The organism is Streptomyces sp. RPA4-2 (assembly GCF_012273515.2).
GTDB classification, from domain to species: domain Bacteria; phylum Actinomycetota; class Actinomycetes; order Streptomycetales; family Streptomycetaceae; genus Streptomyces; species Streptomyces kaempferi.
The window spans coordinates 5,016,864-5,031,629 of sequence record NZ_CP050975.2 but is presented as its reverse complement, the minus strand read 5'-3'; the positions used below and the strand labels follow the sequence as shown (position 1 = coordinate 5,031,629).

10 protein-coding genes and 1 pseudogene are annotated in these 14,766 nt (G+C 71.5%); 4 read left to right on the top strand and 7 right to left on the bottom strand.

Going from position 1 to position 14,766, the window contains the following annotated elements; all coding sequences use genetic code 11:
• Window positions 1–303 precede the first annotated feature (303 nt).
• The 5 genes from HEP85_RS21995 to HEP85_RS21975 form a co-directional block, all read right to left on the bottom strand.
• Window positions 304–1,443 carry an aspartate-semialdehyde dehydrogenase gene (locus HEP85_RS21995; RefSeq protein ID WP_168529249.1) on the bottom strand — a complete coding sequence of 380 codons (1,140 nt, stop codon included), beginning with the start codon at window positions 1,441–1,443 and terminating at the stop codon, window positions 304–306.
• A complete protein-coding gene (locus tag HEP85_RS21990; RefSeq protein WP_168529248.1) occupies window positions 1,443–2,720 on the bottom strand; it encodes an aspartate kinase in 1,278 nt (425 codons plus the stop codon). Before HEP85_RS21990 ends, HEP85_RS21995 begins: the two co-directional genes overlap by 1 nt.
• Before the next feature lie 415 nt (window positions 2,721–3,135).
• Window positions 3,136–3,795, bottom strand: coding sequence for a DUF5063 domain-containing protein (locus tag HEP85_RS21985; protein WP_168529247.1), 660 nt, complete (start codon window positions 3,793–3,795; stop codon window positions 3,136–3,138).
• Window positions 3,788–4,387, bottom strand: a complete 600-nt coding sequence (recR, locus tag HEP85_RS21980; protein ID WP_168529246.1) for a recombination mediator RecR — start codon at window positions 4,385–4,387, stop codon at window positions 3,788–3,790. Before recR ends, HEP85_RS21985 begins: the two co-directional genes overlap by 8 nt.
• Window positions 4,388–4,445: 58 nt before the next feature.
• Entirely contained in the window at window positions 4,446–4,796 is a 351-nt protein-coding gene (locus HEP85_RS21975; RefSeq protein ID WP_168529245.1) for a YbaB/EbfC family nucleoid-associated protein, read from the bottom strand.
• A 335-nt stretch (window positions 4,797–5,131) separates the two neighbouring features.
• Here HEP85_RS21975 and HEP85_RS21970 point away from each other — a divergent pair, with 335 nt between their 5' ends.
• Window positions 5,132–5,881: an SLATT domain-containing protein gene (locus HEP85_RS21970; protein ID WP_369657802.1), complete on the top strand. Its 750-nt coding sequence runs from the start codon at window positions 5,132–5,134 to the stop codon at window positions 5,879–5,881.
• A 21-nt stretch (window positions 5,882–5,902) separates the two neighbouring features.
• On the opposite strand, the gene HEP85_RS21965 is transcribed toward HEP85_RS21970, so the two are convergent.
• Both HEP85_RS21965 and HEP85_RS21960 read right to left on the bottom strand, forming a co-directional pair.
• The gene (locus tag HEP85_RS21965; protein ID WP_168529243.1) at window positions 5,903–7,456 is read right to left on the bottom strand and encodes a PstS family phosphate ABC transporter substrate-binding protein; all 1,554 of its coding nucleotides are present in this window, start codon (window positions 7,454–7,456) and stop codon (window positions 5,903–5,905) included.
• Between the two features lie 140 nt (window positions 7,457–7,596).
• Window positions 7,597–9,494, bottom strand: a pseudogene (locus tag HEP85_RS21960) (protein kinase).
• A 391-nt stretch (window positions 9,495–9,885) separates the two neighbouring features.
• Here HEP85_RS21960 and HEP85_RS21955 point away from each other — a divergent pair.
• From HEP85_RS21955 to HEP85_RS21945, 3 genes are all read left to right on the top strand, one after another.
• On the top strand, window positions 9,886–11,241 hold the full coding sequence (locus HEP85_RS21955; protein WP_168529240.1) for an aspartate aminotransferase family protein: 1,356 nt from the start codon (window positions 9,886–9,888) through the stop codon (window positions 11,239–11,241).
• A gap of 353 nt (window positions 11,242–11,594) precedes the next feature.
• Entirely contained in the window at window positions 11,595–12,293 is a 699-nt protein-coding gene (locus tag HEP85_RS21950) for a GntR family transcriptional regulator (protein ID WP_168529239.1), read from the top strand.
• Window positions 12,290–14,758 (top strand): glycosyltransferase, encoded by a 2,469-nt coding sequence (locus HEP85_RS21945; protein WP_168529238.1) that lies wholly within the window; start codon window positions 12,290–12,292, stop codon window positions 14,756–14,758. The genes HEP85_RS21950 and HEP85_RS21945 overlap by 4 nt, the downstream gene beginning before the upstream one ends.
• The last annotated feature ends 8 nt before the right edge of the window (window positions 14,759–14,766 follow it).

The following is a 14,766-nucleotide window of genomic DNA, read 5'->3' as shown; positions in this document are numbered from 1 at the left end:
GCGCCCGGCAGCGCGCCTGAAAGTGCACTGAAAGCCCTCATGCGTAAAAGCTCATCCCCTATGCCCCATGTGCCCTGCCGCCCCCGGACCACCCGCGCAGGGCTACCGCAAAGACGCTCCCCGCCCTCCGCACGGTTGCGGAGAGCGGGGAGGGAAATCTTCGAACGCCGGGTGGGTCTCGTTCAAGTGGTACGGACCATTATTCCGGCCACACGACTCACACAGATCCTACAAACGAATCCGGGGATGACCAGGGAGATTTTTCGCGGCCTTCGGCCGCGGCCGGGAAACCTGCCGCGCAGGTCACGCCTTCCCCGGGTGACGAACCGACAGTTCCGCCGCCACCAGCTCGGCGATCTGCGCCGTGTTGAGCGCGGCGCCCTTGCGGAGGTTGTCGCCGCAGACGAAGAGTTCGAGGGCGGTCGGATCGTCGAGTGCCCGGCGGACGCGGCCGACCCAGGTCGGGTCGGTACCCACGACGTCGGCGGGAGTGGGGAACTCCCCGGCCGCCGGATCGTCGAACAGGACGACCCCGGGCGCGGTGGCCAGGATCTCCCGTGCTCTCGCCACCGTGACCGTGTCCTCGAAGCGGGCGTGGACGGTGAGGGAGTGCGTGGTGACGACCGGGACGCGGACGCAGGTCACGGCCACCGGCAGGTGGGGCAGTCCGAGGATCTTGCGGGACTCGTCCCGCACCTTCATCTCCTCCGAGGACCAGCCGTCCTCGCGCAGCGACCCGGCCCACGGTACGACGTTCAGCGCCACCGGCTCCGGGAACGGGCCGGTGTTGTCCCCCACTGCACGGCGTACGTCTCCGGGGTTGGTCCCCAGTTCCGTACCGGCAACCAGGGACAGCTGCTGGCGCAGGGTCTCGACGCCGGCGCGCCCGGCGCCGCTCACCGCCTGGTAGCTGGAGACCACCAGCTCACGCAGCCCGAACTCGGCGTGCAGCGCGCCGAGCGCCACGATCATGGAGAGGGTGGTGCAGTTCGGGTTGGCGATGATCCCGCGCGGACGCATCCGCGTCGTGTGCGGATTGACCTCGGGGACGACGAGGGGCACGTCCGGGTCCATCCGGAAGGCGCCCGAGTTGTCCACCACGATCACGCCCTTGGCGGCGGCGATCGGCGCCCAGTGCGCGGCCACCTCGTCGGGTACGTCGAACATCGCGACGTCGACCCCGTCCAGGGCGGCCTCGCTCAGTGCCGCCACCTCGACCTCCTCGCCGCGCACGGCCAGCTTGCGGCCGGCCGAGCGCGGGGAGGCGAGCAGACGGATCTCGCCCCAGATGTCCGCGTGCTGGGACAGGATCTGGAGCATGACGCGGCCGACGGCCCCGGTCGCACCCACGACCGCGAGCGTCGGACGTCCGAGGCGTCCGGGGTGGCCGGAGTGACCGGGGAATCCGGAGTGTTCAGCCGGTCGCCCGGTCCGTTCGGCCATCAGCGGCCAGTGCCCCCGTAGACGACGGCCTCGTCGCTGTCGGAGTCGAGCCCGAAGGCCGTGTGCACGGCGCGTACGGCCTCCGGCACGTCGTCCGCGCGGGTCACGACCGAGATACGGATCTCGGAGGTCGAGATCAGCTCGATGTTGACCCCGGCGTCGCTGAGCGCCTCGAAGAAGCCGGCCGTGACACCCGGGTTCGTCTTCATGCCCGCGCCGACCAGCGAGATCTTGCCGATCTGGTCGTCGTAACGCAGCGAGTCGAAGCCGATCACGTTCCTGGCCTTCTCCAGGGCGTCGATGGCCTTGCGGCCCTCGGTCTTGGGAAGGGTGAAGGAGATGTCCGTGAGGCCCGTGGAGGCCGCGGACACGTTCTGCACGACCATGTCGATGTTGACCTCGGCGTCGGCGATGGCCCGGAAGATCGAAGCGGCCTCGCCCGGCTTGTCCGGGACACCGACGACCGTGACCTTGGCCTCGGAGGTGTCGTGAGCGACACCGGAGATGATGGCCTGCTCCACCTTCTGGTCCCCTTGCTGGATCGGTGCGTTGCTGACCCAGGTGCCCTGCAGTCCGCTGAAGGACGAGCGCACGTGGATCGGGATGTTGTAGCGGCGGGCGTACTCCACACAGCGGTGGAGCAGCACCTTGGAGCCGGAGGCGGCGAGCTCCAGCATGTCCTCGAAGGCGATCCAGTCGATCTTCTTCGCCTTCTTCACCACCCGTGGGTCGGCGGTGAACACGCCGTCCACGTCGGTGTAGATCTCGCAGACCTCGGCGTCGAGCGCCGCGGCGAGCGCGACGGCCGTCGTGTCGGAGCCACCGCGCCCGAGCGTGGTGATGTCCTTCTTGTCCTGCGAGACGCCCTGGAACCCGGCGACGATGGCGATGTTGCCCTCGTCGAGGGCCGTCCGGATACGGCCGGGCGTGACGTCGATGATCCGCGCTTTGTTGTGGACCGAGTCGGTGATGACACCGGCCTGGCTGCCGGTGAACGACTGGGCGCTGTGGCCCAGGTTCTTGATCGCCATCGCCAGCAGGGCCATGGAGATCCGCTCTCCCGCGGTCAGCAGCATGTCGAACTCTCGCCCGCTGGGCATCGGAGACACCTGCTCGGCGAGATCGATCAGCTCGTCCGTCGTGTCGCCCATCGCGGAAACGACCACGACCACCTGGTGGCCGTTCTTCTTCGCTTCCACGATTCGCTTGGCGACGCGCTTGATGCCCTCGGCATCGGCTACGGAGGAACCTCCGTACTTCTGCACGACAAGGCCCACGTGCGCTCCTCGCTCCATCTGTCTCTGCACCGCACTACTGCGGTGCGCTCAGTTTAACGAGCGGCCGGATTTCCCTTCCGAAGTATCGCATCGTGAGATGTCCCGCTCACGACGTGATCACTGCGGACCGTCAGGTCGACCGAGGCCGTCAGGGATCCTCCGGCCGCTCCGAGCGGCATCTGCCCATGCCCCGGCCCCGTCACTCCGGAAAGTGCCCCGAGTCACACGGGACCGGTGTGACCCGGGTGCCGGCGAGGGAGGGGCGCACGCCCGGCGTACCCGAGATGCCCGAGTAGCTGGTGTGCCCGGAGCGCACGGTGTGCACCGGAGCACCCGTTGCAGCCATTGCGCCCGCCGGGTCCCGCCGGGTCTCGCCGGGTCCCGCCGGGTCTCGCCGGGTCTCGCCGCGGCCGGCCTACTTGGCCGTCCCCAGGCCCAGCGGGCCCCCGATCTCCTCGGCCATCACCCGGCCCGCCTCCTCCGCGAGGATCTCCTCACCGAGGTCCTGGTCGGTGTCCAGGCCGTTCAGGTCGTCCAGGGGCTGGTTCAGCCGCACATGGGCGACCAGGGACTGCAGGGCGCGCAGGGCGGCCGAGGCGGTGGAGCCCCAGTTCGAGAAGTACGAGAACTGCCACCACCACAGCGCCTCGCTGGTGCGTCCGGCGCGGTAGTGGGCCATGCCGTGGCGCAGGTCCGTGAAGACGTCGGCGAAGTCGTCCGAGATCCGGCAGGCCACCGGGGCCTTGCGGGGCTCGTACGGGTCGAAGACCTCGGAGTAGACGTCGACCGGTTCCAGCATCACGGCCAGGCGCCGGCGCAGCTCGTCGACGTCCGGCTCCGGGCCGAGGTCCGGCTCGTAGGGCTCGTCGGGGACGATGTCCTCGTGCGCGCCCAGGCGGCCGCCGGCCAGGAGGAGTTGGGAGATCTCCAGGAGGAGGAAGGGAACCGCCGAGTCCGGCTCGTCGCCCTTGGCCACCTCGGTGACGGCGACCAGGAAGCTCTCCACCTGGTCGGCGATCTGGACCACGAAGTCGTCGGGGTCCTGGCTGGTGGCGTGCAGTGTGGCGTCAGACATCTAGGAGTCGTCTCCCCTCGAAGGCGCGGCCGAGCGTGACCTCGTCCGCGTATTCCAGGTCGCCACCCACCGGGAGGCCGCTGGCCAGGCGGGTGACCCTGAGGCCCATGGGCTTGATCATGCGGGCGAGATACGTGGCCGTGGCCTCGCCCTCCAGGTTCGGGTCGGTGGCCAGGATGAGTTCCGTGACCACGCCGTCCGCGAGGCGGGCGAGGAGTTCCCTTATCCGCAGGTCGTCCGGGCCCACACCTTCGATCGGGCTGATCGCTCCGCCGAGCACGTGGTACTTCCCCCGGAACTCACGCGTCCGCTCGACCGCGACGACGTCCTTCGGTTCCTCGACCACGCAGATCACCGACAGATCGCGGCGCGGGTCGCGGCAGATGTTGCACAGCTCCTCCTGTGCCACGTTGCCGCAGGTCGCGCAGAAGCGGACCCTCGCCTTGACCTCCATGAGGCACTGCGCGAGCCGGCGGACGTCCGTCGGCTCGGCCTGCAGGATGTGGAAGGCGATCCGCTGCGCGCTCTTGGGACCGACGCCGGGCAGCCGCCCCAACTCGTCGATGAGGTCCTGGACCACGCCTTCGTACAACGGACTGCCGCCCTTCCTGGATTCTTTCAGTACGTACGGTAGTTGGCCGCCGCCGGTCTTAGAAGGGCAGACCAGGGATGCCGCTGCCGCTGCCGCCGCCGAGGCCCTGGGCGAGCGGGCCGAGCTTCTGCTGCTGGAGCGCCTGCGCGTTCTCGTTCGCCGCCTGGACCGCCGCGACGACCAGGTCGGCGAGCGTCTCCGTGTCCTCGGGGTCGACCGCCTTCGGGTCGATCACCAGGGCGCGGAGCTCGCCGGAGCCGGTCACCGTCGCCTTCACCAGGCCGCCGCCCGACTGGCCTTCCACCTCCGTGCGCCCGAGTTCCTCCTGCGCGTTCGCGAGGTCCTGTTGCATCTTCTGGGCCTGCTGGAGCAGCTGCTGCATGTTGGGCTGGCCACCACCGGGAATCACGATCAGCTCCTGGGTCGTACGGCTATCGGCACCACTGTCCGGACGGGGTTTTCCCGCTCAGCACGAGCCTACGTGGTCGACGGGCCGGTCGCCCCAGCACTCTTTCGAGTGACACCGCCCGTCCGCCTATACCTGACCAAGACCCTCTTCCGGGCGGAAAACCGGTGAAAACCGGGCCATCGCCACCCATTGGGCGGTAGGAAAGGGGCGGCGCCTGCGCATCATGCGTCACGCAGCATCACACAACGTCACTAGTTTTCGTCGGAGCCGTCGTCGCCGGAGTCGTGGCCCGCGTCGTCGTCGGCGTCATCGCCGTCGTCAGTAGGGAGTGCCGGGTGAGCCAGCCGGAGATGCAGCCCGAGGGGCCGCCCCAGGACGCTCGCAACGACGGGGCCGGGGGTCTCCGGCCGGGCGACCTGACCGGCCGGCCGCTCCCCCTCGGGGACTGGGGGGAACCGGCCGACCGGCTCCACGAGCTGTACCAGTGGGTGGAGCGGGGGGCTCTCGACACGGCGTCCTGGTACCTCGCGGACCGGGCGGGGAAGCGGTGGGCGGCCCGGGGCCTGCGGGGCGGGGCGGCGCTGGGAGCGATGGCCGGAGCCGCCCTGCCGCTGCTGGATCTCACCGGAGTGGTCGGTGGCGTGGCTCCCTGGGGGTATCTCGCGCTGCTGTTCGGGGTGGCGTGTGTGGCGGGCGACCGGTTCTTCGGGGTGACCTCCGGGTGGATAAGGGACGTGGCCACGGCGCAGGCCGTGCAGCGGCGGCTCCAGGTGCTCCAGTTCGACTGGGCGTCCGAGAGCGTGCGGGAGGTGCTGGGGCCCGCGGAGGGGACCGCCGGCGAGGCGGCGGAGCGGTGTCTCGGCGTGCTGCGCAGGTTCACGGAGGACATCACGGAGCTGGTCCGGGCCGAGACCGCGGACTGGATGGTGGAGTTCCGCACCGGTTCCGCCCCCCTCGGCATCCAGTCCTCACCGGTCACCGGACCGAGGCCGGACGCGGGGGCGGCACAGGGCAGGTTTCCGCCGCCCCCGAACGGGGCCCGCCCGAACATGCCCCGCCAGCGCCCGCCGGAGTCGAGATGGTAGGCCTCGGACCGGCTCGCCCCGTCAGCCCCGCCCCCCGTCGTCGCACATCCGCAGCGCCTTCGACGCCGAGCACGAAAGCTGGCCGTGGGCACGGATGACGCTCTCCCCGGTGCCCTGGACGACGTAGGCGAGGAAGCTCGCGGCGAGCGAGCCGGCCGGCGGCCGGTTGTAGGTGTAGGCGTACTCGACTCCGCGGTACGGGTAGTCGCTCCTGCCGTTCTCGATGTCGGCGACCGAGGCCGCGGCACCGTCGAGAGCCACGGGCCGCAGCCCCTTGTGAGCGGTGGCGAGGGTGAGTTCGCTGTAGCCGATGGCGCCGGGGACCTCGGCCACGGTGTCCAGCACCTTTTGCGTGGAGTCGAGTTCGCAGCGCGTGACGGGAGCCGTGGCGTCGTCCTTGCGCACACAGTCCAGGGACGTGCTGGGGACTCGCTCCCAGGCTCCCAGGACCCGCCGCTGGAAGATCTGCCGGGTACCGGACTCGGCGTTGCGGCTGACGAGGACGACGGGCAGGTCGGGAAGGCCGGCGTCGAGCTGCCTCCAGCGCGTGATCCCACCGCGGTAGACGCGGCGTACGTCGTCCAGGGAGAGCCCCTGGCGAAGCTGGATGTCGTCGTTGACGACCAGGGTGAAGACGGACAGGGCGACCCGGGTCCCGAAGAGTTCCCGGGGCCCGTCGGCCGCGGGGCCGTCGGAGAACGCGATCACGGACCGGGCACTCCTCTCCGACTGGGCGCCCAGGGCGGCGAGGTCGTGGACCCCGGCTTCACTGCCGCGCGCGTCCACGGTGATGGTGGACCCTCCGCAGTGCTTCTCGTACTGCTGTGCCAGCTCCTGGATCGCGGGGGCGAAGGCCGTCGAACCGGTGATCCTCAGCGTGCCCCTCTCGCAGCCGATCGGGGCCGCGTCGTCGTCGCGCAGGACCACGATCGCGGCCAGGGTGACCACGCATGCCGTGAGCAGGACGGTGCTGATCCGGGCCGCCCGGCTGAACAGGGGCAGCGTGTCGTCCGGCGTGGCGCTGCGGTTGGGGTGGACCTCGCCGTCCCGGATGCCGCCGACGATCCGTATCGGGCATCCCACGTCACCACCCGACAGCAGCACGAGCAGCTTGAAGTGCTCGCCCCGGTTGAGCGGGACGCGCGGGATGCGCAGGGTGCCGCCCTCGTAGCTGAGCCCCGCCGCCGGGGTGAAGTGGTCCATGAGGTGGTCGGTGCCGGGCGGCTGGGTGACGGACACGCCCCGGATGGTGCGGTCGGTGAACACCGCGGTCAGACCGTGCCGCTCACGGCTCGTGTAGTCGTCCCCGGCGATGCTCTGCGAGCCGTCGTTCTCGATCCGCAGCAGCACCAGCGTGGCGTCCGCCATGCCCGGCGCCTCGTCGAACAGCCCGAGCCGCACGTTGGCGCGCCCCGAACGCACGTCGTCGCCCACCGGGTTGTCCATCTGCACCCGGTACCCGATCCGCTTGCGCCGCGGTACCCGGCGCTCGTACCAGACCATCACGGCAGAGGCGACGACACCGATCACGGCGGTCCCGACGGCCACTACGTTCTCTGCGCTCAGCCACTCCATCGCGAGCCACTCCCCCGAGCCCGACGGTGGGATCACCGTACGGCCCGGAGCGGGAACGCCCGGCGTACGCCGGATGAAGTTTCAGCAGCCTTCCGCGGCGGCCGCCCCGGCGTGCGCCGCTTCCCGGGTACGTACGCCCGTCAGCCGCTCTTCGTGTACGTCAGGGCGTCGCCGGAGCCCGTGTTCACCCGGCGCAGAGTGCCGTCGGGCAGCAGGGTCACCTCGGAGGCGGCGCCCGGGGTGCAGGAGGAGAGCGGTTCGCCGGAGGAGACCTGGGAGGGACCGATCCGCAGCGGGCCGCCGGCGCCCGGGGCGGCGGTCAGCTCGGCCTGGAAGACGCAGTGGTACGTGCCGCTGCCGAGCGGGCCGTCCGCGGTGAGCAAGAGGACCGCGTCGCCGACCTCGCCCTGCTGGATGGTGAGCCGGCGCGTGTTGTGCCCCGTCGCGTTGTCGATGGAGGCGTCCCAGGTGCCGAGGAACGCCTCCGGGACCGTCCCGCCCCCCGCCGACGGCGACTCGGACGACTCGGTGGGGGCGGAGGCCGACGGCCCGGATGCCGTCGGGCCCGGGGTCGTGGGCGCGGTGGTGGCCGGGGCCCCCTTGGAGTCGTCGGTGCCGTCGCCGCCGCCCCGCATCAGGGCGTAGACGGAGCCGCCCGCGCCCAGCGCGACGACCAGCGCCACCACGATCAGGGCGGCGGTGGAACGGCCGCTTCTGCGCGGGGGCTCCACGAGGTCGGGGCGGGCCCGCCGCCGGGGCCGTACGGCGTCGTCGAGCCGTAGGAGCCCGGCGGAGCGCCCCAGCCGCCCTGTGGATAGCCGTACGCGGGCGGCCCCGAAGGACTGGGGTGCTGCTGGGGATAGCCGTACGCGGGGTGCTGGGCGGGCGGTGCGGTAAGCGGGGGCGTCCCGTGGAAGCCCCCGATCATCGTGGGGAGATGGTCGGCGGAGCCCGGCTGCCCCGGCGGCGGGGTGGCGGCGTGTTCCGGGGCGACCTCGGGAACCGGTGCGGCGCCGGAGGCGACGGGGGCAACGGGTTCAGCGGGCGTAACAGGCGCATCGGGTGCGGCGGATGCGGCAGGTGCGGCGGATGCCGCAGGGGGCTTGGACAGATCCACGGCCGGGTCCGGGGCCCGCTCCGGGGCCGGCGGGAGCGCGGCGGGCGCCGCGTCCGGGTTCTCCGTGTCCAGCAACCGCACCGCATGCCGCCCCAGTTGGGCCACCAGCGCGCTCGGCAGCCACGGGTCACGGGACCGCCCGCCCGAGACGGTGTCCTCCGCGCCGGTCCGCTCCAGGATCTCGTCGAGCGAGGGCCGCGCCGCGGGATCCTTGCGCAGACAGTGCCGTACGAGGTCGGCGAGCCCCTCCGGCACGCCCTCCAGGTCCGGGTCCTCCTGCGCGATGCGGAACATCATCGCGTGCACCCCGCTGCTCGTCGCCCCGAACGGCAGCACGCCCGTGGCGGCGTACGACAGGACCGAACCGAGGCAGAAGATGTCGCACGCGGGCGTGACACGGTCGCCGCGGACCTGCTCGGGCGCCATGAAACCGGGAGAGCCGACGAGCGCGCCGGTGCGGGTGAGGCCGCCGTCGGTGACGGTCTCCAGGGCGCGCGCGATCCCGAAGTCGATGACGCGCGGGCCGTCGATCGTCACCAGCACGTTGGAGGGCTTGAGGTCGCGGTGGATGAGTCCGGCCGCGTGGATGTCCTTCAGGGCGTGCGCCAGGCCGGCGGCGAGGATGCGCACGGATCGCTCCGGGAGCGCGCCGTGGTCGTGGCCGACGACGGTCTGCAGGCTGGGCCCGGCCACGTAACCGGTCGCGACCCACGGGATGTCGGCCTCCGTGTCCGCGTCCAGCACGGGCGCGGTCCAGTAGCCGCCGACCCTGCGCGCGGCCCGCACCTCCTGCCGGAAGCGGGCCCTGAACTCCTCCTGCTCGGCCAGTTCCTCGCGCACCAGTTTCACGGCGACCGTACGGCCGCGGTCGGAGCGTGCGAGATAGACGTTCCCCATCCCGCCGGCACCGAGCCGCGCCATCAGCCGGTACGCCCCGATCTGACGCGGGTCCCCGCCCCCAGCTTCTCCATCGTCGCGCGCCCTCCCCCGTACGTGTGCAACAGCCCGAGGATAGTGCGGCCGTACGGGGAGGTGGGTGGGGTGGTGTCTACGGTTCCGTAACAGCGTCTGGCGCTTTCGTGACGCCCGTCGCGGGGCCGCCGAGCGTCACCGAGAGGGTCACCGGGCACCGCCGAGCGCCGCTCCGGCACCCGTCCCGCCCCACCCCGCCGCGTGCGCCTCCGCTCCGCCTCCGTTCCGCCTCCGCGTCCCTCTCCGGGTCCCCACGCCCGACAGACTGTCGCGGAAAGCCCCGGACCGCAGACAGGACGCCGATATCGCGTCCGCTCCGTGGACACCTACGCTTCGGCGCATGACCCCTCAGCCCAACCCCCAGGTCGGCGCCGCAGTGAAGGCCGCGGACCGCGCGCACGTGTTCCACTCCTGGTCCGCGCAGGAGCTCATCGACCCGCTCGCCGTCGCCGGCGCGGAGGGGTCGTACTTCTGGGACTACGAAGGCAAGCGGTATCTGGACTTCACCAGCGGGCTCGTCTTCACCAACATCGGCTACCAGCACCCGAAGGTCGTCGCCGCGATCCAGGAGCAGGCCGCCACGCTGTCGACGTTCGCGCCCGCCTTCGCCATCGAGGCGCGCTCGGAGGCGGCCCGGCTGATCGCCGAGCGGACACCGGGCGACCTGGACAAGATCTTCTTCACCAACGGCGGCGCCGAGGCCGTCGAGAACGCGACGCGGATGGCACGGCTGCACACCGGGCGCCCGAAGATCCTCTCCGCGTACCGCTCGTACCACGGCGCCACCTCCACCGCGATCAACCTCACCGGTGACCCCCGGCGCTGGCCGAACGACATCGGCGCGGCCGGCGTCGTCCACTTCTGGGCGCCGTTCCTCTACCGCTCCCCCTTCCACGCGGAGAACGAGCGGCAGGAGTGCGAGCGCGCGCTCCAGCACCTGGAGGACACGATCGCCTTCGAGGGGCCGGCCACCATCGCGGCCGTCATCCTGGAGACGATCCCCGGCACGGCGGGCATCATGACGCCCCCGCCCGGTTACCTCGCCGGGGTGCGGGAGATCTGCGACCGGTACGGGATCGTCTTCGTCCTGGACGAGGTCATGGCCGGGTTCGGGCGGACCGGCAAGTGGTTCGCCGCCGATCACTACGCCGTGACGCCGGACCTGATGACCTTCGCCAAGGGCGTGAACTCCGGGTACGTGCCGCTGGGCGGTGTGGCCATCTCCTCGGAGATCGCGGAGACCTTCGCGCGCCGGCCCTACCCCGGGGGGCTCACGTACTCCGGGCATCCGCTGGCCTGCGCGGCGGCCGTCGCCACGATCAACGTGATGGAGGAGGAGGGCATCGTCGAACAGGCCGCGCGGATCGGTGAGACGGTGCTCGGTCCCGGGCTGCGGGAGCTCGCCGAGCGGCATCCCAGTGTCGGCGAGGTGCGCGGTACGGGGGTCTTCTGGGCCCTTGAGCTGGTCAAGAACCGGGAGACGCGGGAGCCGCTGGTGCCGTACAACGCGGCGGGGACGGACAACGCGCCGATGGCGGCGTTCGGGGCGACCGCGAAGGCCCACGGGCTGTGGCCCTTCATCAACATGAACCGTACGCATGTCGTGCCGCCGTGCAACGTCACGGAGGGCGAGGCGAAGGAGGGGCTCGCCGTACTGGACATGGCGCTGTCCATAGCGGACGAACACACGGTCTGACACCGGGGACTTTCCTCGCCCCCGCCGCCCCTACCCGACCCGTCCCGTACCTGGGGGCTCCGCCCCCAGACCCCTCGCCATCGCCCGAAGGGCTCGTCCTCAAACGCCGGACGGGCTGATGGTGCTTAAGCCCCGGGCTGCGGATTTTCAGCCCGTCCGGCGATTGAGGACAAGGCCCTCAAGGCCGACCGGGGGTCTGGGGGCGGAGCCCCCAGGAACGGACGGGTCGGGTAGGGGCGGCGGGGGCGAAGAAACCCTTGCCGGAACCCCACCGCGTAAGGTGACGTGCTCATAGACGAAGCACACGCGCACACACGCACGCGCACCCGTACGCGATGGGGGAGCGACACACCATGCCCGGCACCGGCGGCACTGGCGCCGTAACCCGCAGCACCCTGCGGCAGCAGATCGCCGACGCACTCCGCGACGAGGTGCTGGCAGGCCGCCTCCAGCCGGGGCAGGAGTTCACGGTGAAGGAGATCGCCGAGCAGTACGGCGTCTCCGCGACCCCGGTCCGCGAGGCCCTCGTCGACCTGTCGGCGCAGGGGCTGCTGGACGCGGACCAGCACCGCGGCTTCCGCGTGCACGAGTACTCCCCGGCCGACTTCCGCGACATGATCGAGGCCCGCAGCCTCGTCACGGACGGGATGTTCCACAGCCTCATCGAGGGCGACGGCATGAAACTGGCCGACGATCCACGCGTCCTCGCCGCCCTCGCCGGCGTCCGCCGCCGCGGCGAGGAGGCCCAGCGCGCCGCCGCCGCGGGCGACCTGAACATCCTCATCGGCTACGACCTCCGCTTCTGGCGCGAACTGAGCGCCCTCTTCGGCAACGCCTACCTGGCCGACTTCCTGCACCGCCTGCGTGTCCAGTCCTGGGTGTGCACGGTCCAGCACCTCCGCAGGGTGGACGACCTGAGGGGTTACCTCTGGTCGGGGCACACGGAGCTGGTGGACGCGCTCGCGCGGCGCGACCCGCGCGCGGCGCACGCGATCGTCACCGAGTACAACGCGCACTCCCTGGCCCTCATAGAACGTCTGGCCGCCGAATGAGCGCGCCACACACCACGGACGTCATAGAGGACATGCCGGCCCCCGCCATCGACCTGTCGGTCGTCGTCCCCGCCTACAACGAGGAGCGACGGCTCGCGCCGACGCTCGACGCGATCATCACGCACCTGAGCGACAACGAAAGCCGATTCGGCAGCTGGGAACTGATCGTCGTCGACGACGGCTCCACCGACGGCACGAGAGACGTCGTCGATGCCGTCCGCGCCCGCGAACCCCGCGTCCAGCTCGTCACCAGTCCCCGCAACCGCGGCAAGGGCAACGCCCTGCGCCTGGGCGTCCTCGCCTCGTACGGCCGCCGCGTCCTCGTCACGGACGCCGACCTGGCCGCGCCGATCGAGGAGCTGGAGCTGCTCGACAAGGCGCTCGGCGAGGACCACGCGGCCGCGATCGGCTCACGGGCCACACCCGGCGCCACGATAGACACGCACCAGCACCGGCTGCGCGAGCTGCTCGGCCGCGCCGGGAACTTCCTGATACGCAGGGTCGCGGTGCCCGGCATACGCGACACCCAGTGCGGGTTCAAGCTCTTCGACGGGGAGCGGGCACGGGAGGCGTTCGGCGCGTCGCGGCTCAACGGCTGGGGCATCGACGTGGAGGTGCTCCAGCACTTCCGCCGCTCGGGCTGGCCGGTGGCGGAGGTCCCGGTCCGCTGGTCCCACCAGCCCGGCTCGAAGGTACGGCCCCTCGACTACGGCCGCGTCCTCGCCGAACTGACCCTCCTCAAGGCCCGCTCCGTCCGCCCCGCGGACCTCCTCGCGGTCTCGCTCTTCCTCCTCATGGCGGTCGCCCTCTACTCCGGCCGCTGGGCGGACCCGAACGGCCGCTACCTCCCGGACTCGCTCCAGGACCAGAACCAGTGGGAGTGGTTCTTCGCGGTCACGGCGGACAACATCCGCCATCTCCACAACCCGCTCTTCACCACCCTCCAGGGCTTCCCGGACGGCGTGAACCTCATGGCCAACACGGTCATGCTGGGCCTGTCCGTCCCCTTCGCGCCGATCACCCTGCTGTTCGGCCCGGCGATCGCGCTCAGCCTCGTCATGACGCTGGGACTGGCCGCCACCGGCGCCGCCTGGTACTGGCTGATCGTCAAACGGGTCGTGGGACACCGGGGCGCGGCGTTCGTCGGCGCCACGCTGGCCGCCTTCGCCCCGCCGATGGTCAGCCACGCCAACGCGCACCCGAACTTCATGATCCTGTTCATGGTCCCGCTGATCATCGACCGGGCGCTGCGGCTGTGCGCCGGCACCCGGGTCGTCCGGGACGGGATCGTGCTCGGCCTGATGGCGACGTACCAGATCTTCCTCGGCGAGGAGCCCCTGCTGCTCGCGTCGATGGGCATGGCGCTGTTCGCCCTCGGCTACGGGCTCGTCCGACGCGACGCCGCCCGCGCCGCGTGGCGTCCGCTGCTGAACGGGCTGGCGGTGGCGGGGGCGGTGTGCCTGCCGATCGTCGCGTTCCCGCTGTACTGGCAGTTCGCGGGGCCGCAGAGCTACGGGAGCGTGCTCCACGGCGACAATGCCGGCAACAGCCCTCTCGCCCTGCTCTCCTTCGCCGAGCGCTCGCTGCTCGCCGGGAACGCCGACCGTGCGGGCGCGCTCTCGCTCAACCCCACCGAGCAGAACGCCTTCTACGGGTGGCCGCTGGCCGTGTTCGCCTTCGCGGTCGTCGTACGGCTGTGGGAGCGGGCGCTCGTCAAGGCCCTCGCCTTCACGGCGCTGGCCGCGGCCATGCTCTCACTGGGCCCGAGGTTCCGCATTCCGACGACCGACATCGTGCTGCCCGGCCCCTGGGCGCTGCTGTCCGGAAAACCCCTCTTCGAGTCCGTCATCGAGGGACGGGTCGCGATGATCTGCGCGCCCGCGCTGGGGATGCTGGTGGCGGTCGCGATCGAGCGGCTGCTGAGCGCCCGCGGCGCCGCCACCCAGTACTTCGGCGCGCTGGCCGTCGCCGCCGCGCTGCTCCCCCTCGTCCCGGCGCCCCTGAAGACGGTCGACCGGGAGCCGACCCCCGCCTTCTTCACCGACGGAACGTGGCGGGCGTACGTCGACCCGGCCAGGGGCGAGTCCCTGGTGCCGGTGCCGCTGCCGGACCCGGGCGACGCGGAGGCACTGCACTGGCAGACGGCGGCGGGCCTCGGCTTCCCCCTGCCCGGCGGGTATTTCAACGGCCCCTACGGCCCCGAGCACATCGGTATCTACGGCGCCTCGCCCCGCTTCACGTCCAACATGCTGCGCGACGTGCGGTACTCGGGCAAGGTCCCCGTGATCGGCAAGAACTGGCGGGCGCAGGCCCGCGCCGATTTCACGTTCTGGAAGGCGGGCGCGCTGGTGCTGGTCCCGCAGCCCCACCAGAACGAGCTGCGGGATGCCGTGGACAAGCTGGTGGGCCGCCCCGGCACGTGGGTGCACGGGGTCTGGGTATGGGATCTGCACGAGGGGGACTGAGGACGGGC